We start from the raw sequence: 17,561 nt of genomic DNA, 5'->3' as shown, positions 1-17,561 counted from the left end.
GCGGGTGACGGCCGGCGGCACCGTGCGCGGTGCCGCCGGCCCCACGGCGCTCACGACCGGTGACCGGCGGCTGCCACCCGTCCGGGGGTCCAGGGCGGGCGGTGGACGGGAGCGGCCGTCAGAGTCGGCCGCAGGTGTGTCCGACGTCCGCCCTGCAGGGAGCCCGCCCACGATGAACAGGTCCAGCAAGACAACGGCCGCCGTGCTGGCGGCGGCCGGGATCCTCGCGGCCGGGCGGCTGCCCGCCGCACCGGCGTCCGCCGCCGACGGGTCCGCCCCGCCGCCGGGCGAGCGGGTGCTCTGGGGCTCCGTGACCGTCCCGCCCGGCCGGGAGGGCGTCGTCGAGGCCGCGGGGCTGGACGGCTCGGCCCTCGGCGCCGGCTCCACCCTCACCCTCACCGCCCCCGCCGGGGCCGAGGTCACCGGCGTGCCGCTCACCGCCGCCGGCTACCGGGGCGAGGTGGCCGCCGACGGCCGTACCGCCGCGTACACGGCCACGTCGGCGGAACGGCCGTGGCGGGCCGGGGCCTTCCCCTTCGTGCTGGCGGTGTCCGCGGACGCGGAGCCGGGGACCAGGCTCGGCGGGTGCGAGCTGCGGCTCGCGGACGCGGAGGGCGTCACGCGGGCGAGCGGGGAGTGCCAGGTGACGGTGGGGCTGCCGTCGCCGGTGCTGTCCCGGCCCGAGTCGGGGGTGCCGCTGGGCCACCGCCCGGCCGCCGCGGGCACGGCGTACCCGGGTGCGCAGGTCACGGTCTTCGACCAGGACGGCGACGAGGTGTGCACGGACACGGCGGGATCCGACGGGCTCTGGAGCTGCGCGCCTGGCCGCGATCTGCCCGCCGGGGCGAACCGGCTCCAGGCCACGGCGACGACGAACGGCGTGACCGCCTCGAGCGAGCAGATCCAGATCACCGTGGGCTCGCCCGCACCGGAGCCCGCTCCGGCCCCCGCGGTCCCGCCCCGCTGACCGCACCCGCGCCTGCGAGGCGTCCGGCCGCACGGCACCCCCTTGCGCGGCCGCACCGCGCGGCCGCGTCCGTGTGAGGGCGTGGGCCACGTCCGGACCGTCAGGTCAGACGTGCCCCGGCCCACCGCTGCCGAAGGCTCCGCTGGAGCCCGGCAGCCAGCGTTTGCGTTGCTGGTCCTTGCCCGTCCTGGTGCCGGAGTGATGCAGCTCGTACGGCATGAGCCGGGAGCCGCTGCGGGGCGTGAGCGGTATCTCGTCCGGCTCCCGCATCTCCCGCATCTCGTGCACCGCGCCGCCGTCCGGCAGCCTGGGCTGCTCGTCGGGCTGGGGACGCGGCGACTCCTGGTCCATGTACCGCATTCCGGCACGGACGGCCCAGACCAGGGCGCCTGCCACGATGATGCCGCCGATGAAGGCCGCTGCCACGGCCCACTGGTGGTCACTGGCGGCCAGTTGTACAAGCGTTGCCGTGTTCATGTTTCCGAGTATGGACCAGGAAATGTGATAAAGCTCCCGTTCTGTCCTGATTGGTGCGGTCCCCCGTTCGGCTTCCCCGAGGGGCGGCGCCCCGTGCCGCGTAGCAGGCTGCGGCCAGAGGGAAGGCCGGGACGGGCCGTCGCGTCCCCACGTGTGCAGCTCGGGGCCCGGCCCCGGCCTTCCTGTCTTCCGGGCCGCCGGCCTCTGCGCCGTCGTCCCGGCGGCCGGCTCCCGCGCCTCCGGTGCCCGGCCGGCGCCGACGTCACCGTCCGGCCGCGGCGGGTCGCGGCACAACCGCCCCGGCCGCCGGGACCAGCGGCCGGGCTCCGGCGCGCTGACGTACGTGCGGTTCTCCACGAGTGCCGCCACGATCCGCGTCCGGTGCGGGTCGTGGCGGCGCTGGGACGATCTTCAGCAGGGCGTCACCCGTGGGCGCCGGCGGCGGGACCTCGGGCACAGGGGCCCCTTTCCCTCGTGTCCGGGCCGGCTCCGGGAGGTCTCGGAGCGGACCGTGTCAGCCGAGGCGGACCGGGAGCCCGGCGAGCCCTCGCAGCAGCGTGCCGGCGCGCCAGGTGAGGGACTCCGGGGCGGCGTCGAGGGCGAGTCGGGGATGCCGTTCCAGCAGCAGGCGCAGGGCGACGGCGGCCTCCGCGCGGGCGAGCGGGGCGCCGAGGCAGTGGTGGACGCCGTGCCCGAAGCCCAGATGTCCCCGGGTGCGGCGGGTGAGGTCGAAGCGGTCGGGGTCGGGGAAGGCGAGCGGGTCGCGGGAGGCGGCGGCCAGCGAGACCAGGACGGCGTCCCCGGCGGCCACGCGGGTGCCGGCCAGGTCCAGCGGCTCCGCCGCGAACCGGAACGCGCCCGCGTGCGCGGGCGAGTGGAGGCGCAGCGACTCCTCCACGGCCGCGCCGGTCAGCTCCGGGTCGGCGCGCAGCAGGGCGAGCTGATCGGGGTGCTGGAGCAGGCTCAGTACGGTCGCGGAGATCAGGTTGACGGTCGTCTCGTGCCCGGCGACCAGGAGCAGGAACGCCATGCCGAGCAGTTCCTCGGGCGACAGCGGGGCCTTCGCGCCCGGCCTGCCGGGGGCGGCCAGGTCCGCGAGCAGGGAGCCGTCGGGGGTGCGGGCCTTCCGGGCGATCAGACCGTTGAGGTAACCGGTGAGCGCGGCGGCCGAGGCGGCGGCCGCTTCCGCGCCGGTGGGCGCGACCAGTTCGTTCGACCAGGTGTGGAAGTCCGCGCGGTCGGCCGCGGGCACGCCGAGCAGGTCGCAGATCACGGTGACCGGCAGCGGCAGCGCGTACGCGCTCACCAGGTCGACGGCGCCCGCGCGCGGCAGCCGGTCCAGCAGACCGCGGGCGACGGCCTCGATGCGGGGGCGCAGCGCGGCGGCCCGTCCCGGGGTGAAGCGGCCCGCGACCAGCCGCCGCAGCCGGGTGTGGTGCGGCGGGTCGCTCTGCAGCATGTTGCGGCCGACCGCGTGCCCGCCGTCGGTCTCCCAGCCGGCCGAGTGCCGGATGTCGTTGCGCAGCCGGGAGTCGGTGAGCGCGGCGCGCACCGCGTCGTGGGTCACCACCAGCCAGGCGTCCCCGCTGCCGGGGACGTGCACCCGGTGCACCGGCCCCTCGGCGCGCAGGGCCGCGAGCCGGCCGAAGGGGAAGGGCGTCGGCGCCCACTCCAGGGGCGCGGGTCCGTCCGGGGCGTCGGCACGCATGGTGCGTCCTCTCTGCTGAGCCATAAACGGGGAGTAGTCCCCGCTTAACGGCGGGACGATAGCATCCGGTCGGGGAGCACTCCCCGGTCCGTACGGAGGGACCCATGACCGTCGGTGAAGAACCCACCGCCCCCGGCCCCGGGCCGACCGGCCCGGAGGCCGCGGCGTCCGTCCCGCCCCGGCTGCGGCGGGACGCGCGGCGGAACCGGGAGCGGCTGGTGGAGGCGGCGCACGCCGTCTTCGCCGAGCAGGGTCTCGAGGCCCCGCTGGACGTGATCGCGCGGCGCGCCGGCGTCGGCAACGCGACCCTCTACCGGCACTTCCCCACCCGCGCCGCGCTCGTGGACGCCGTCTTCCGCGACCAGCTCACGGAGACCATGGAGGCGGGTGAACGCGCGCGCGGCGCACCCGACCCCTGGACCGGTCTGACCGGCTACCTCGACGCCGTGTTCGTCACCCTCGCGGCCGATCGCGGCACCAACGACCTGATGACCACCCGTCTGCCGGACGCCGAGACGCTCGGCGCCGTGCACGCGCACAACCGGGAGACCGTCGGCGTGCTGCTGGAACGCGCCCGCGCGGAGGGCAGCGTGCGCGCCGACGTCACCACCGAGGACCTCCTCTTCGCCCTGGCGGCCCTGGGCCGTGCCGTGCCGCCGCTGGCCGTGGCCGCCGACCCTGACGCCTGGCGCCGCCCCCTCGCCCTGTTCCTGGAAGGGCTGCGCGGCCCCGCGCGCGAGCCCCGTCCGCTGCCCGGCACCCCGCTCGGCGAGGAGGAACTGGGTCAGGTGCTCGGGGAGATGGGGCCGCACCGGGCCAGGCCCGCGGACGGGTCCGCGGCGGGCGACGAGGCGTAGTCGAGGACATCTGCACGCGCCGGACCAGATTTTCCGCCGAGGCGACTAGAGTTTGGCGGTGGGGAACCCGTCCCCGTGGCGGACCGTGACCCCTGTGGTCCGCGGAAAGGTGCGTATGCCCTCGGAAAGTCAGCCGTACGCCGACGGCCGGCAGCCGGACCAGGACCGGCCCCCCGTCGCCGACCGGCTCGACGACGACCACTTCCCGGCCTACACCATGGGCAGGGCCGCCGAGCTGGTCGGAGCCACACCCGCGTTCCTCCGCGCCCTCGGCGAGGCGCGGCTGATCACCCCCACTCGCTCGGAGGGCGGCCACCGCCGCTACTCGCGCCACCAGCTACGGCTCGCCGCCCGCGCCCGCGAGCTGGTCGACCAGGGCACCCCGGTCGACGCCGCGTGCCGCATCGTAAGCCTCGAGGAGCAGCTGGAGCGGGCCGAGCGAACGAACGAGGAGCTCCGCCGGCAGGGTGCCGACACGGTCCACGGGCACCGGTGAAAATCTGTCCCGGCCGGAACAGGATTTCCGCTCCGTCCGCGAGAAATTCCTTTCTTTAAACGCGTCGGCCGGGTTTATTCCAGTGATTTTCCTCGCTTGCCGAGAATGCTTTCCGTGCTAGGCTGACGTCAGTTGCAGTTGTGGTTGCCAGTTTGAACCGGTTCTCCGGGCGGGTGATCATCGCGACGATGTAGGGATTCGTAAAGTGCGATTCCCGGCACTGTCTCAGGAGATAGATATGGCCACCGGTACGGTCAAGTGGTTCAACTCGGAAAAGGGCTTCGGCTTCATCGAGCAGGACGGCGGCGGCGCTGACGTGTTCGCCCACTACTCGAACATCGCCACCTCGGGCTACCGCGAGCTCCAGGAAGGCCAGAAGGTGACCTTCGACGTCACCCAGGGCCAGAAGGGCCCGCAGGCGGAGAACATCGTTCCCGCCTGACCCTGACCTGCACGCAGGTTTTGAGGAGCGGGTGCCCGCACGTTTCGTGCGGGCACCCGCTCCTCGTCGTTTTCCGGCCCTTTTCCCCGGGGTGTTTTTCCGCCACGCTCAGCGTGAGCGGAACGCCTTCGCGCGCAGCGCGTCCACCGCGATCCGCGCCGCCGTGCCGATCACCGCGTCGGCCGCCGGCAGCGTGGCCGCCGTGTGCGCGGTCCGGGTGAAGACGGCGACCGCGTAACGGCCCCCGTCGGGGTACTCGACCACGCCCACCTCGTTGCGCAGGGTCGGCAGGCTGCCGGTCTTTCCGGCGACATGGACGTCGTCGAAGGGGAAACCCGAGGCCAGGCGGTGCGGCCACACCTGGAGCCCCATGATCCGCCGCATGGCCGCGCCGTGCTCCGGGGTGCACGCCTCGTCCCGCCACACCGCGCGCAGCAGCCGGGTCATGTCCCGTGGGGTGCTGCGGTTGGTGCGGTCCGGGTCCAGCGCCCGCAGCCGGCTCACCACCCGCGGGTCGGCCAGCGCCCGCGCCCCGTCCGGCCCGGCGTCCTCCCTCATGGTGGCGAGCATCTCGCCGAAGGAGTGCACGGCCCGCGTCCGGGTGAGGCCCAGCCGGCCGGTCGTCGCGTTGACGGCGTCCAGACCCACCCGGCGCAGCAGCAGGTCGGCGGCCGCGTTGTCACTGACCGCCATCATCAGATAGGCGAGGTCGCGCAGGGACATCCGGGCCGCGTCCAGCATCGCGGCCACCCCCGTCGGCCCCGCCGTACGCCCGCCCGGCACGGTCTCCACCTGCTCGGCCAGGTCCAGCGCGCCCCGCGCCGCCCGCTCGTGCAGCGCGACCAGCAGGCACAGCTTGTGGACGCTGGCGGTGCACACCGGCTGGTCGGCGCCGGCGTCCAGTTCCTCGCCGGAGTCGATGTCGAGGGCGTGCAGCCGGCCGGTGACCCCGGCGTCGGCGAAGGCCGCGTGGATGCGGGCGACGGCGTCCGTCACAGCCAGTACTCCGATGCGGGTCGCAGATGCAGGGGACGGGCCGGCCCGTCGGGGACCGCGCGGGCGGCGGTGCGCAGGGCGTGCACGGCCGCCTCGGCGAAGGCCCGCACGGCGGCGTCGCCGCGCCCCTTCGGCCAGGCCGCGGAGTGGCGCAGCGCGGGCGCCCCGCCGGTCAGCGGACGCCACACGACATCCGCCCGCCCGTTGCCCGGCTCCGGCGGCGCGGCGTCGCGCGGGCACAGGGCGACCGCCCCGGAGGACAGCACGAGCCCCCGTACGAAGCTGGCGCCCTGGCCGTGGCGTACGGCGGCGGGGGTGAAACCGCCGCGGGCGCAGGTGGTCAGCAGCTCGTCGTACAGGGCGGGGGCCGCCGTGCGGGGGAAGAGGATCAGGTCCCGGCCGGACAGCGCGGGCAGCGGCACCTCGCCGGGGGCGGCCGCCGGGTCCCCGGCCGGCAGCAGGACGCCGAGCTCCCGGCGCAGCACCGGGCCCAGCTCCAGACCCGTCACGTCGCACGGGTGGTGGACGACCCCCACGTCCAGGTCGTGCGCCGCGAGCCGCTCGAGCTGCTGCGCGGTGGACAGTTCGTGCAGCTCCAGCTCCAGACCGGCGTGACGCTCGCCGAAGTCCGCGAGCAGGACGGCCACGGTCTCGCCCGACAGGTCCGGGGGGAGGGCGGCGCGCAGCAGTCCCGTCTCGCCGTCACGCACCCGGCGGGCGGCGGCGAGGAACGACTCCGTGCGGGACAGGACCTCCCGCGCCTCGGCCAGCAGCAGCTTGCCGGCCTCGGTGATGCGCACCTGACGGCTGGTGCGCTCGAACAGCCGTACCCCCAGTTCCCGTTCCAGCCGCTGGACGCGCTGCGACAGAGGGGGCTGGGCCATGCCCAGGCGGGCCGCGGCACGGCCGAAGTGTGACTCTTCTGCAACAGCCACAAAGCATTCCAGGTGCCGCACCAGGTCCACGACCAGTCATCATATCGAGTGTTGATCGATCCATGATTGATAGCGGACTTGGACGGACGGCCGTCTCCGCTGCTGTGGTCGGGGCATGGACACGTATCCCGACCTTCCCCGTTCCGGTCCCCGTCGGCGTCCCCGCACCGCGGTCAGGGCGCTCACCGCCGTCACGGCGGTCGCCGCGGTCGCCGTGGGCGGCGCCTGGGGCGCCGGGCTCGGCCCGTTCGCGGGCGAGACCGGACCCGACCCGCAGGCGGCGGCCGAGGCCCGCGCGTTCCTCGCCGACTGGGCCGCCGGACGCCTCCCGGACGCCGCCGCCCGCACCACCAGACCCGACCGCGCGGAGGAGGTGCTGCGCAGCTTCACCGCCGGGCTCGACATCGACAAACCGGTGCTGAAGGCCGGGAAGCCCGAGGAGGACGAGGAGTCCGGCGGACGCGCCGTCACCGTGCCGTACACCGCGCGGATGCCCGTCGCGGGACTCGGCACCTGGACGTACACCGCCGAGCTGCCGCTGCGGAAGCGCGGCGGCGAGTGGACGGTGGACTGGCGGCTGTCGCTGGTGCACCCGCGGCTCAGCGGGACGGAGAAGTTCCGCCTGGAGCGGGAGGAGACCGAACCGGTCCGGGCCGACGACCGTGACGGCCGCACCCTGTCGGCCGCCGCCCACCCCTCCCTCGGCCCGGTCCTCGCCCGGCTGGCCCGCGGCACGGGCGGCGGGCCGCGCGGGGCGGTGCTGCTCGTGGACCGCGTCACCGGAGACGTCCGCCGCACCGAGGCGGCCTTCGGCGCCGGGACCCGCGAGGACGAGGGGCCCGTGCGCACCACCCTCGACGCCCGCTGGCAGGCGGCCGCCGAGCAGGCCCTGGAGAAGGCCGGCGGCAGGAACGCGGCGCTGGTCGCCCTGCGCGTCGACGACGGGGAGATCCTCGCCGTGGCCAACTCCCCGGCCGACGGCTTCAACCGCGCCGTCTCCGGCACCTACGCCCCCGGTTCCACCTGGAAGATCGTCACCAGCGGCGCCCTGCTGCTGAAGGGCGCGGTCGCCCCGGACGACGTCGTGGACTGCCCCCGCTACCTCACCGTCGGCAAGCGGTTCCAGAACGTCGAGACCTCCGCCCACCCGGGCGCCACCTTCCGCAAGGCGTTCACCGAGTCCTGCAACACCGCCTTCATCGGCCTGCGCGACAGACTCGGCGACGGCGAACTCGGGGACGTGGCGAGGACGTACTTCGGGGTCGGCCAGACCTGGCACGTCGGCGTCCCCTCCTACGACGGGTCCGTGCCGGAGCCGCGGGACGCGACGGAGAAGGCCGCGTCGATGATCGGCCAGGGACGGGTGCAGGCCAACCCGCTGATCATGGCGTCGGTCACCGCGACGGCCGTCTCCGGCCGCTTCCACCAGCCCGCCCTCGTCGCCGGCACCGAGGACACCACCGAGACCGAGCCGCTGCCGCCCCGCGTCGTGACCCAGCTCCGCACGCTGCTGCGCGCCACCGTCACCGAGGGCACCGCGCACGCCCTGGCCCCGCTCGCCGGAGAGGTCGGCGGCAAGACCGGCACCGCCGAGGTCTCCGACGACCAGGAGAACAACGGCTGGATGGTCGCCCACCGCGACGGCGTCGCCGTGGCCTGCGTCGTCGAGGAGGGCGTCACCGGCGGCGGCTCGGCCGGACCCGTGCTGCACGCCCTGCTGTCCGCCGCGCCCCGCTCCTGAGCCGCACCCCGCGCCTGAAAGGACGCCCCGTCATGACCGCACGCCCCTCCCGCCGCGCACTGCTGCTGACCGCGGCCCTCGCCCCCGTGGCGGGCTGCGCCACCGACGCCGCCCCGGACCGCGCCCCCGCACGCGGCGGCCCCGCCACCCAGGACCGCCGCGGCCCGTCCCCGGTCCGCCCCCGGAACCTCGCCGCCCTGGAACGCGAGTACGGGGCCCGTCTCGGCGTCTTCGCCGTCGACACCGGCACCGGCGCCACCGTGGTCCACCGGGCCGACGAGCGCTTCGCGCTCTGCTCCACCTTCAAGACCCTCGCCGCCGCCGCGGTCCTGGACCGCCGCCCCGGCGCCCGCCTCGGCGAACGGATCCCCTACGGCACGGCCGACCTCGTGCCGCACTCGCCGGTCACCGAGAAACACACGGGGAAGGGCATGACCCTGCGCGAGCTGTGCGACGCGGCCGTCCGGTACAGCGACAACACGGCGGCCAACCTGATGCTGCGGGACATCGGCGGCCCGCGCGGCCTCACCGCGTACGCGCGCCGGCTCGGTGACCGGGCGACCCGGCTGGACCACACCGAGCCCGAGCTGAACAGCAACCCGCCCGGCGACCCGCGCGACACCACCACGCCCCGCGCGATCGCCGGCGACTACCGCGCCCTGGTGCTCGGCGACGCCCTCCCCGCCGCCGGGCGCGCGCTGCTCACCGACTGGCTGGTGCGCAACACCACCGGCGACCGGCGCGTCCGGGCGGGCGCGCCGCGCGGCTGGAGGGTGGGCGACAAGACGGGCGGCGGCGAGTGGGGGCGCGCCAACGACGTGGCCGTGCTGTGGCCCGGCGCGGGCCGCTCGCCGCTGGTGCTGGCGGTGCTGACGGAGCGCCCCGACCGCGCCGCGTCCCCCAGCGACGAGCTGGTGGCGGAGGCGGCGCGGCGGGTGCTGGACGTGCTGCGGTGACCCCGGCCGGTCAGTCCCGGCGGGGCGCCGCCTGCTGGACCACCTCGAAGGACCACAGGGTGGCGTCGGTGGCCGCGGGGCGCGGCTTGTCGCCCTGCGCGCCGGCGTGGGCGGCCCGGCCGAGCCCCTCCGCCCAGCGCTGGAAGTCCTCCTCGCTGCGCCAGCGCGTGTAGACGAGGTAGGTGTCGGTGCCCTCCACCGGGCGCAGCAGCTCGAACCACTCGAAGCCGTCCGAGCTCTCCACCGCCCCGGCCCGCGCGGCGAACCGCTGCTCCAGGGTCTCGCGCTGGTCCTCGGGAACCGTGAGTACGTTGATCTTGACGACGCTCATGGCGCGATTGTCCCGCAGCCCCTGCGGGGTCCGCCGGTCGGGGCGCGCGGCCGGCCGAGGCGGATCACCGGCGGGCACGGGCGGGGATCGCGCGGCTCGTCGGCGCGGGCGGCGGGGTGCGGGGCGCCGGGCCTCGGCCGGGCGGCGGGGCCGCCGCCCCGGTCCGCGCCGCCGTCGCGGCCCGCGTCGTCGTTCCCGTTGCCGCCGTCACCGCCGGGGGTGACGGCGGGGGTGGTGTCGGGGGCACAGGCGCCGCGACCCGGGTGGGCCAGGGCGCCGTCCGGTGCCGGCGGCACCTGGAGCAGTGGTCCGTCCGCCGTCTTCCCGAGGTGTCGTACCGGGTGCGCGCGCAGGGGCGGCCGGCCCGGTCCGGGCAGGAAGCCGGACACGCGAACCAGGCCCGCGGCCCGCTGTGTGCAGCCGGTGTGCCGTTCCTGCGCACATTCTCGGCGTGCCGGGGGAGGAGGTCGTGATCACGCGTCCCCCGCCACCGTGCGGCGGACAGACTGCTGAGCGGCGTTCTGGACCCGGCCGGACGCCGGCCCCGACGCCGTAGCCGTACGGAGTGCCGCGTCGGCCGTCCAGCTCCACCCCCCGTGCCGCACGTCCGCCTGGAAGGCGTCCCCACCGTGAAGCTCCGTGCCACCGCTGCCGCCGCACGCCGTTGCGCCCTGCTGCTGACCGTCTCGCTGTCGGCCCTGTCCCTCACCGCCTGCGGTGTGCTGGAACCGGGCGGCGACGCCCCCTCGGACGCGCGCGCCGACCAGGACATCACCGTGGGCCTGCTGCTGCCCGACCGGGACACGGCGCGGTTCGAGAAGTTCGACCACCCGCTCATCAAGGAGCGGATCGCCTCGCAGACCGACCGGCGCGGCGAGGTCGTGTACGCCAACGCCGAGGGCAGCAAGGAGAAGCAGAGCGAGCAGTTCCGGCAGATGATCGACCGGGACGTCGACGTGATCCTCGTGAACGCGGTGGACGCGCGGGCGATCGCGCCGGACGTGCGCCGGGCCAAGCGGGCGGGCATACCCGTGATCGCCTACGACCGGCTCGCCGAGGGCCCGATCGACGCGTACGTCTCGCACGACAACGAACTCGTCGGCCAGGTGCAGGGCCGCGCCCTGGTCGACGCGCTCGGCGAGAACGCCGAGAACAGCAAGGTCGTCATGATGAACGGCGAGCCCGCCGACCCGAACACGGCGCTGTTCAAGAAGGGCGCGCTGGACGAGCTGGACGGCGCGGTGGACATCGCCGCGTCGTACGACACCAGGAAGTGGCTGCCCGAGGTCGCGGCGGAGAACATGCGCAAGGCGATCGAGGAGGTCGGCGCCGGGAACATCGCCGCCGTCTACTCCGCGAACGACGGCATGGCCGGCGCCGTCATCGAGGAGCTCCAGGACGCGGGCGTCACCGAACTGCCGCCGGTGACCGGGCAGGACGCGGACCTGGAGGCGGTGCGGCGGATCGTGGCGGGCACCCAGTACATGACCGTGTACAAGTCGTTCCTGCTGGAGGCGACCGGGGCCGCGGACATGGCGGTGGCCAAGGTGCAGGACCGGGCGATCCAGTTCGACGCCCTCGCCCGGGACGAGATCGACAGCCGGTCGCGGAAGGGCATCCCGGCCATGCTGGTGCCGGTGGTCGCCCTCACCCGGGAGAACATCGAGGACACGGTGATCGCGGACGGCGTCTACACGGTCCGGGACATCTGCACCCCGGCCCACGCGGAGGACTGCGCGACGATCGGGCTCACCGGCTGAAGGTGATCCGGATCACGTCCGGCTGCCGCTCAGTTCCGGTCCTCCCTCCGGTCTTCATGGGCACAGGTGTCCGCGAGCGGAGGAAGGACCGGTCGTCATGAGCGCGCAGGTGAAGGGCCCGGCCAGCTATTTCCCGTCGATCGAGAAGAAGTACGGCCGCCCCGTGGCCGAGTGGAAGGAGCTCATCCGCTCCTCGCCGCTGACCCGTCACATGGAGCTGGTCGCCTGGCTCAAGACCGAGCACGGCCTGGGCCACGGCCACGCCAACGCCCTCGTCGCCCACACCCTCGCGGAGAAGGGCTGACCGCGGGCGCGTGCTCCGGAGGCGGGCCTAGGATCGCGGCATGGCTGCGCGCACGAGCGACGTGAACCGGTTCCTGGCCGCCAAGCCCCGGCTGGAGGCCATCGCCTACCGTCTGCTCGGTTCCGCGAGCGAGGCGGAGGACGCCGTGCAGGAGACGTATCTGCGCTGGCAGGCCGCGGACACCGAGCGGATCCAGGTGCCCGAGGCCTGGCTGACGAAGGTGCTCACCAACCTCTGCCTCAGCCAGCTCACCTCGGCCCGTGCCCGGCGCGAGACGTACGTGGGGCAGTGGCTCCCCGAGCCGCTGGTCGCCGGCGACCCCATGCTGGGACCCGCCGACACCGCCGAGCAGCGGGAGTCGGTGTCGTTCGCGATGCTCGTGCTGCTGGAGCGGCTGTCCCCGGACGAGCGGGCGGTGTACGTGCTGCGGGAGGCGTTCGGCTGCCCGCACCGGGAGATCGCCGGGATCCTCGACGTCAGCGAGGCCGCCAGCCAGCAGATCCTGCACCGGGCCAGGAAGCACCTGGCGCAGGGCAGGGCACGCCGGGAGGTCGACGAGGCGCAGGCCCGGCGGGTCGTCGAGGAGTTCCTCGCGGCCGCCACCAGCGGACGGACCGAGCCGCTGGTCGCGCTGCTCACGCGGGACGCGGTCGCGGTCGGCGACGGCGGCGGGAAGGTGCCGGCGCGGGCCAAGGCGTTCGAGGGCGTGAAGGCGGTGGCCACGTTCCTGCGCGGCCTGTTCACGCCGGGCCCCGGCAAGCGGGCCGTGGCGGGCGGGTCGCCCGAGCTGTACGCGGCGACCGCGAACGGCGATCCGGCCGTCGTGGCGGTCCTCGACGGCCGGGTGATCGGCGTGATGTGCCTGGAGGTCACCGAGGACGGCATCGCCGCGGTCCGCAGCCAGGCCAACCCCGACAAGCTGGAGCGCGTGACGGAGCGGTGGGCCGCCGTCGACCACGGGGAGCCGCTGGTCCGGAACGTCTTCTGACGCGTACGAGTGGTGTGTGACACAGGTCACAAGGGAGAGGTGTCAGGGATCGGCGGGCCGCCCGGTTCAAGGGGCGAACCAGTCGACGACAGGAGCCTGCCATGCAGCACCGCATCATCGTCCTCGGAGCCGGGTACGCCGGAGCCTCCGCCGCCGGACGGCTCGCCAGGCGGCTGCACCGTGACGACGTCGCCCTCACCCTCGTCAACGCCGAGCCCGACTTCGCCGAGCGGGTCCGCAACCACGAGCTGGCCACCGGCCGGACACCCGCCCACCGGCCGCTGACCGACGTGCTCGCCGGGACCGGCGTCGAGCTGAAGGTCGCCCGGGTCACCGCCGTCGACGTCGACCGCAAGGTCGTCACCGTCACCGGCGGCACCGGTGCCGAGGAGCTGGCGTACGACACCCTCGTCCACGCCCTCGGCAGCCGCTGGGACGACCGGGGCGTGCCGGGCGCCGCCGAGCACGCGTACGAGATCGCCGGGCGGGCCGGCGCGCTGCGGGTGCGCGAGCGGCTGGCCGGGCTCGGCACCGGGCAGCCCGTGGTCGTGGTGGGCGGCGGCCTCACCGGTCTGGAGGCGGCGACGGAGATCGCCGAGTCGCGTCCGGACCTGGAGGTCACCCTCGCCGCCCGCGCCGGCCTCGGCGACTGGCTGTCACCCAGGGGCCGCGACCACGTGCGGGCGGTCTTCGCCCGGCTCGGCATCACCGTGCGCGAGGACGCCGAGGTCACGGCCGTGGAGGAGGACCGCGTGGTCACCGCCGACGGGACGGTCCTGCCGTCCGCGCTGACCGTGTGGACCGCCGGGTTCGCCGTGCACCCGATCGCCCGGGCCACGGCACTGGAGGTGAGCGACACGGGGCAGATCGTGGTCGACGGCACCATGCGCTCGGTCTCGCACCCGGACGTGTACGCCGTCGGCGACGCGGCCCTGGTGCAGGGGCCCGGCGGCAAGCCGCTGCGGATGTCGTGCGCGACCGGCACGCCCACCGCGTGGCAGGCCGCCGACGCCATCGCGGCGCGCCTGACCGGCGGCAAGCTGCCGCACGTGCCGCTGCGCTACGTCAACCAGTGCGTCTCGCTGGGCCGCAAGGACGGCCTCATCCAGTACGTCACCGCCGACGACCGGGCGGTGAACGCCGCCCTGACCGGCCGCCTCGCGGCCCGCTACAAGGAGCTGGTCTGCAGGGCCGCGGCCTGGGCCGTCTCCCACCCCACCCTCGGCCTGCCCACCCGCCGCCGCCGGATCACCCGGCCCGCCCCGGCCCCGTCCGCCGCGACACCGGCCCCGGCGCCGGAAACGGCGGCTTGAGCGCCTGCGATGCCGGTCCTGGTGCCGGGAACGGTGGTCCGAGCGCCCGTGAGGCCCGTCCCCGGCGGGCCTCGCGGCGTCCCCGTGCCCGCGCGCCGGCCTGCGGGGACGTCTCCAGGGATGGACGCCCCGCCCGGCTTCTGCACCCAGGGACAGAGACCCGGATCCTCCTTGCGCCGGAGGGGGAGGCAGGACGGCCCGGCCTAGCCTGAACGGGTCATGAAACGTATCGACGACCGGCTGGTACCGGTCCTGCTGCTGTGCGCCCAGGCCGTGGTGTGGCCGGGGGCGGCACTGGTGCGCGGCGAGGTTCCGTCCGCGTACGCCCTGCTCGTGGCGGTGCTGGTCGCCGGGCCGGTCACCGCCGTGCTGGCGCTGCGCCGGAGCCGTCCGGTGACCGCCCTCGTCGTGGTCGCCGTCGCCTGCGCGCTGGGCGCCGGCCCGCTGCCCGCCGGGGCGACCGCCGTGCTCGGGACCGCCGGGGTCGCGCTCGCCCTGTGGACCGTGGCCACCGAACGGGACACCTTCACCACCCTGCTGTGCGGGGTGTCCCTCGCCGTCTGGCAGCTGCTGCACGGGCTCACCCTGCACCGGCTCAGCGACCGCGACGGACTGGACCTGGTGCTCACCGCCCTGCTGTACGCGGCCACGTGTGGCGCCGGGCTGCTCGTCCGGCGGTCCCGGAACGCGCGGCTCGCGTCCGCACACCTGCTGCGCCGGGCCGAGTCCGAGCGGCACCGGCTGCCGGCCGTCGAACGGCGGCGGATGGAGCGGGAGCTGCACGACGTCAGCGCCCACCATCTGACCGCCGTGGTGGTCACCGCCGGCGCCGCCCTGAGCCTGCGTGACCGGCGGCCCGAACTCGCCGACGAGGCACTGCGGTTCGCCGTGGACACCGGGCGCGAGGTGACCCGGGCGCTCGGCGCGGTCCGGGCCCCCGTCCCCTCGGAGAGCGATCTGCCCGCGCCCGAGGAACGGCTGCTGGGCCTGGTCGACGGGTTCCGGCGGATCGGCCAGCCGGTCGACTGCGTGCTCGACCCGCTGCCGGAGGGCGTCGTCGCGGACGCCGCGTACGGCATCGTGCGGGAGGCGCTCACCAACGTGGCGCGGTACGCGCCGGGCGCGGCCACCACGGTGCGGTGCCGGTACGGCGACGACCGTACGGAGGTCGTGGTCACCAGCGGCGCCCCGCTGCCCGGCACCCCCGCGCACGGCGCGGACCTCGGCGGCGGACGCGGCCAGGGCATCCTGCGCTCCCGTGCCCAGGAGGCGGGCGGCACCCTGACCACCGGGCCGACGGACGACGGCGGCTGGGAGGTGCGGGCGGTCCTGCCCGGCCGTACCGCCGGCGCCGTGGACCGGCCGGGTGCGCGCGGCCACCGCGCCGCCCAGGTGACGGCCGCCGCCGGTCTCGTGCTCCAGCCGCTGCTGCCGGTGGTGGCGATCCGCGCGGAGGAGACCCCGACGGGCTCGGACGTGTCGGCGGGTGTGCTGTTCGCGCTGCTCGCGGCGGCCCAGGCGGTCACCCTGCTGTGGCTGCGGCGGGCCCCGCGCACCGCGCACGGCGCCCTCGCGGCACTCGCCCTGCTCTGGCCGGCGGCGGCCGCGGCCGGCGGCTACACCGGCCCGGTGCTGCTGCCGCCCGCGCTGGGCATGCTCGCCACCTGCGCCGCGCTCGCCGCGGACGCGGCCCGCAGGGCGGCCGGGGACCACCCGCGCCTCCCGGGCTCCGCGCTGCTGACGGCCGCGGCGGTCGCGGTGCACACGGCCGCCGTCACCACCGCCGTACTGGACCGGGGGACGGAGCTGCCCGCCTGGGCGGTCGTGCTCGCGGCCACCGCCGGGACGGCCCTGGCGGCGGACGCGGCCCGCCGCTGCGGGACGCTGCGCGGCCGCCGCACGCGGGACGCCCGCGCCGAGCGGGACGGGCGGCTCGGCGCGCTGACCGGGGAGGCGGTCCGCGACGCGTGGGCCGAGCGGCGCCGGATCGCCGGCGGACTGGAGACCACCGTGCTGGCCCGCACCGCCGACCTGGTCGCCGAGGCCGAGGCGGGCAGGCTCGACGCGACCGCCGAGCGTGCCCGGGAGGCCCTGGCCGCGATGCGCGCCCTGCTCGACACCGTCCGGGACGGCGAGGCGGAGCCCGCGCTGCGCCCGCAGCCCACGCTCCAGGCGCTCGACCTGCTCGCCCGCCAGTGCCGGGCCACCGGCCGCGAGGTGGAGATCCGCCTCACCGACCGGGTGCCCGGACGGCTGCCCGCCGCCGTGGACCTGGCCGCCTACCACGCCGCCGAGACCGTGCTCGCCACCGGCGGGGAGCAGCCGGCCGCACTGAGACTCGACGCGACGGAGGGTACGTTGACGCTCACGGCCACCGGGGTTCCGTCCGCCGCCCACCCGGCCGTGCGGGAGCGGCTGGCCGCGCGCGTCGAGGCGCTCGACGGCACTCTGACCACCGGACCGGCGGACACCGTCCGTCTCCTGCTGCCCCTCGCACCGGGCGACGGGGAGGAGAGGGAACGATGAGCCTGAACGTACTGGTCGCCGACGACCAGGGCATCGTGCGCGCGGGATTCGCCGCCGTGATCGACGCCGAGGAGGACATGACGGTCGTCGGCGAGGCCGCCGACGGTGCGGCCGCGGTGCGGCTCGCCGAGCAACTGGCGCCGGACGTCGTCGTCATGGACGTACGGATGCCCGAGCTGGACGGCATCGCCGCGACCCGGATCATCACCGGCCGCGCGCACGCGCCCCGGGTGCTGGTGCTGACCACCTTCGACCTCGACTCCTACGTCTTCGACGCGCTGCGGGCGGGCGCCTCCGGCTTCCTGCTGAAGGACGTCCACGCGTCCGAACTGCTGCGCGGGATCCGGGTGGTGGCGTCGGGCGAGAGCGTCCTCGCCCCGTCCGCGACCCGGCGGCTCATCTCCCACTACGCGGCCGCCGCCGAGGGCCCGGCGACGCCGGTCGCCGAACTGTCCGGCCTGACCGGCCGGGAACGCGGCGTCCTCACGCTGGTCGCCGCCGGACTGACCAACGCGGAGATCGCCGGTCAGCTCGGCATCACCGTCGGCACCGTGAAGTCCCATGTCAACGCGTTGCTGCGGAAGCTGGGGCTGCGCGACCGGGTACAGGCGACGATCCTCGCCTACGACCTCGGCCTCGCCCGCCCCAACCCGCCCGGCACCGCCGTGTGACCCGGCGTCCCGTACGCCTCCACGACCCCCGCACCACCCCCGCACGACCACAGACACACCCACAGACACGACGACGGACCTGTTCCGACCGAA

At 75.7% G+C, this 17,561-nt stretch carries 17 protein-coding genes; 12 read left to right on the top strand and 5 right to left on the bottom strand.

Annotated elements, in window-relative coordinates; genetic code table 11:
• Positions 1-172: 172 nt before the first annotated feature.
• Positions 173-967 (top strand): Ig-like domain-containing protein, encoded by a 795-nt coding sequence (locus C1708_RS15850; RefSeq protein ID WP_106413292.1) that lies wholly within the window; start codon positions 173-175, stop codon positions 965-967.
• A gap of 105 nt (positions 968-1,072) precedes the next feature.
• On the opposite strand, the gene C1708_RS15845 is transcribed toward C1708_RS15850, so the two are convergent.
• Both C1708_RS15845 and C1708_RS15840 read right to left on the bottom strand, forming a co-directional pair.
• Positions 1,073-1,444, bottom strand: a complete 372-nt coding sequence (locus C1708_RS15845; RefSeq protein ID WP_106413291.1) for a DUF6479 family protein — start codon at positions 1,442-1,444, stop codon at positions 1,073-1,075.
• 514 nt (positions 1,445-1,958) lie between these two features.
• Positions 1,959-3,152 carry a cytochrome P450 family protein gene (locus C1708_RS15840; protein WP_106413290.1) on the bottom strand — a complete coding sequence of 398 codons (1,194 nt, stop codon included), beginning with the start codon at positions 3,150-3,152 and terminating at the stop codon, positions 1,959-1,961.
• 104 nt (positions 3,153-3,256) lie between these two features.
• On the opposite strand from C1708_RS15840, the gene C1708_RS15835 reads away from it, so the two are divergent.
• From C1708_RS15835 to C1708_RS15825, 3 genes are all read left to right on the top strand, one after another.
• Positions 3,257-4,009, top strand: coding sequence for a TetR/AcrR family transcriptional regulator (locus tag C1708_RS15835; RefSeq protein WP_106413289.1), 753 nt, complete (start codon positions 3,257-3,259; stop codon positions 4,007-4,009).
• A 115-nt stretch (positions 4,010-4,124) separates the two neighbouring features.
• The gene (locus C1708_RS15830; protein WP_106413288.1) at positions 4,125-4,505 is read left to right on the top strand and encodes a MerR family transcriptional regulator; all 381 of its coding nucleotides are present in this window, start codon (positions 4,125-4,127) and stop codon (positions 4,503-4,505) included.
• A gap of 238 nt (positions 4,506-4,743) precedes the next feature.
• The gene (locus tag C1708_RS15825) at positions 4,744-4,947 is read left to right on the top strand and encodes a cold-shock protein (RefSeq protein WP_006134583.1); all 204 of its coding nucleotides are present in this window, start codon (positions 4,744-4,746) and stop codon (positions 4,945-4,947) included.
• Between the two features lie 108 nt (positions 4,948-5,055).
• Here the strand turns inward: C1708_RS15825 and C1708_RS15820 are convergent, their stop codons facing one another.
• Together C1708_RS15820 and C1708_RS15815 are read right to left on the bottom strand one after the other, a co-directional pair.
• Positions 5,056-5,943, bottom strand: a complete 888-nt coding sequence (locus C1708_RS15820; RefSeq protein ID WP_106413287.1) for a serine hydrolase — start codon at positions 5,941-5,943, stop codon at positions 5,056-5,058.
• Positions 5,940-6,908 carry a LysR family transcriptional regulator gene (locus C1708_RS15815; protein ID WP_106413286.1) on the bottom strand — a complete coding sequence of 323 codons (969 nt, stop codon included), beginning with the start codon at positions 6,906-6,908 and terminating at the stop codon, positions 5,940-5,942. Before C1708_RS15815 ends, C1708_RS15820 begins: the two co-directional genes overlap by 4 nt.
• Positions 6,909-6,993: 85 nt before the next feature.
• On the opposite strand from C1708_RS15815, the gene C1708_RS15810 reads away from it, so the two are divergent.
• Together C1708_RS15810 and bla are read left to right on the top strand one after the other, a co-directional pair.
• Entirely contained in the window at positions 6,994-8,619 is a 1,626-nt protein-coding gene (locus C1708_RS15810) for a penicillin-binding transpeptidase domain-containing protein (protein WP_106413285.1), read from the top strand.
• A 32-nt stretch (positions 8,620-8,651) separates the two neighbouring features.
• Positions 8,652-9,575 (top strand): class A beta-lactamase, encoded by a 924-nt coding sequence (gene bla, locus C1708_RS15805; RefSeq protein WP_106413284.1) that lies wholly within the window; start codon positions 8,652-8,654, stop codon positions 9,573-9,575.
• Positions 9,576-9,585: 10 nt separating this feature from the next.
• Here bla and C1708_RS15800 read toward each other — a convergent pair whose 3' ends face one another.
• A complete protein-coding gene (locus tag C1708_RS15800; RefSeq protein WP_106413283.1) occupies positions 9,586-9,906 on the bottom strand; it encodes an antibiotic biosynthesis monooxygenase family protein in 321 nt (106 codons plus the stop codon).
• A gap of 629 nt (positions 9,907-10,535) precedes the next feature.
• Here C1708_RS15800 and C1708_RS15790 point away from each other — a divergent pair.
• From C1708_RS15790 to C1708_RS15765, 6 genes are all read left to right on the top strand, one after another.
• On the top strand, positions 10,536-11,666 hold the full coding sequence (locus C1708_RS15790) for a sugar ABC transporter substrate-binding protein (protein ID WP_106416325.1): 1,131 nt from the start codon (positions 10,536-10,538) through the stop codon (positions 11,664-11,666).
• Positions 11,667-11,763: 97 nt separating this feature from the next.
• Positions 11,764-11,970, top strand: coding sequence for a DUF4287 domain-containing protein (locus C1708_RS15785; protein ID WP_006134592.1), 207 nt, complete (start codon positions 11,764-11,766; stop codon positions 11,968-11,970).
• A gap of 40 nt (positions 11,971-12,010) precedes the next feature.
• The gene (locus C1708_RS15780; RefSeq protein WP_106413281.1) at positions 12,011-12,958 is read left to right on the top strand and encodes an RNA polymerase sigma-70 factor; all 948 of its coding nucleotides are present in this window, start codon (positions 12,011-12,013) and stop codon (positions 12,956-12,958) included.
• Positions 12,959-13,059: 101 nt separating this feature from the next.
• A complete protein-coding gene (locus tag C1708_RS15775) occupies positions 13,060-14,271 on the top strand; it encodes an NAD(P)/FAD-dependent oxidoreductase (RefSeq protein WP_106413280.1) in 1,212 nt (403 codons plus the stop codon).
• 219 nt (positions 14,272-14,490) lie between these two features.
• A complete protein-coding gene (locus C1708_RS15770; RefSeq protein ID WP_106413279.1) occupies positions 14,491-16,797 on the top strand; it encodes a sensor histidine kinase in 2,307 nt (768 codons plus the stop codon).
• Positions 16,794-17,468 carry a response regulator gene (locus tag C1708_RS15765; RefSeq protein ID WP_106413278.1) on the top strand — a complete coding sequence of 225 codons (675 nt, stop codon included), beginning with the start codon at positions 16,794-16,796 and terminating at the stop codon, positions 17,466-17,468. Before C1708_RS15770 ends, C1708_RS15765 begins: the two co-directional genes overlap by 4 nt.
• Positions 17,469-17,561: the final 93 nt, after the last annotated feature.

Origin of the sequence: Streptomyces sp. DH-12, from assembly GCF_002899455.1 — a bacterium.
Classification (GTDB): Bacteria; Actinomycetota; Actinomycetes; order Streptomycetales; family Streptomycetaceae; genus Streptomyces.
This window is presented reverse-complemented; position numbering and strand designations above follow the sequence as displayed.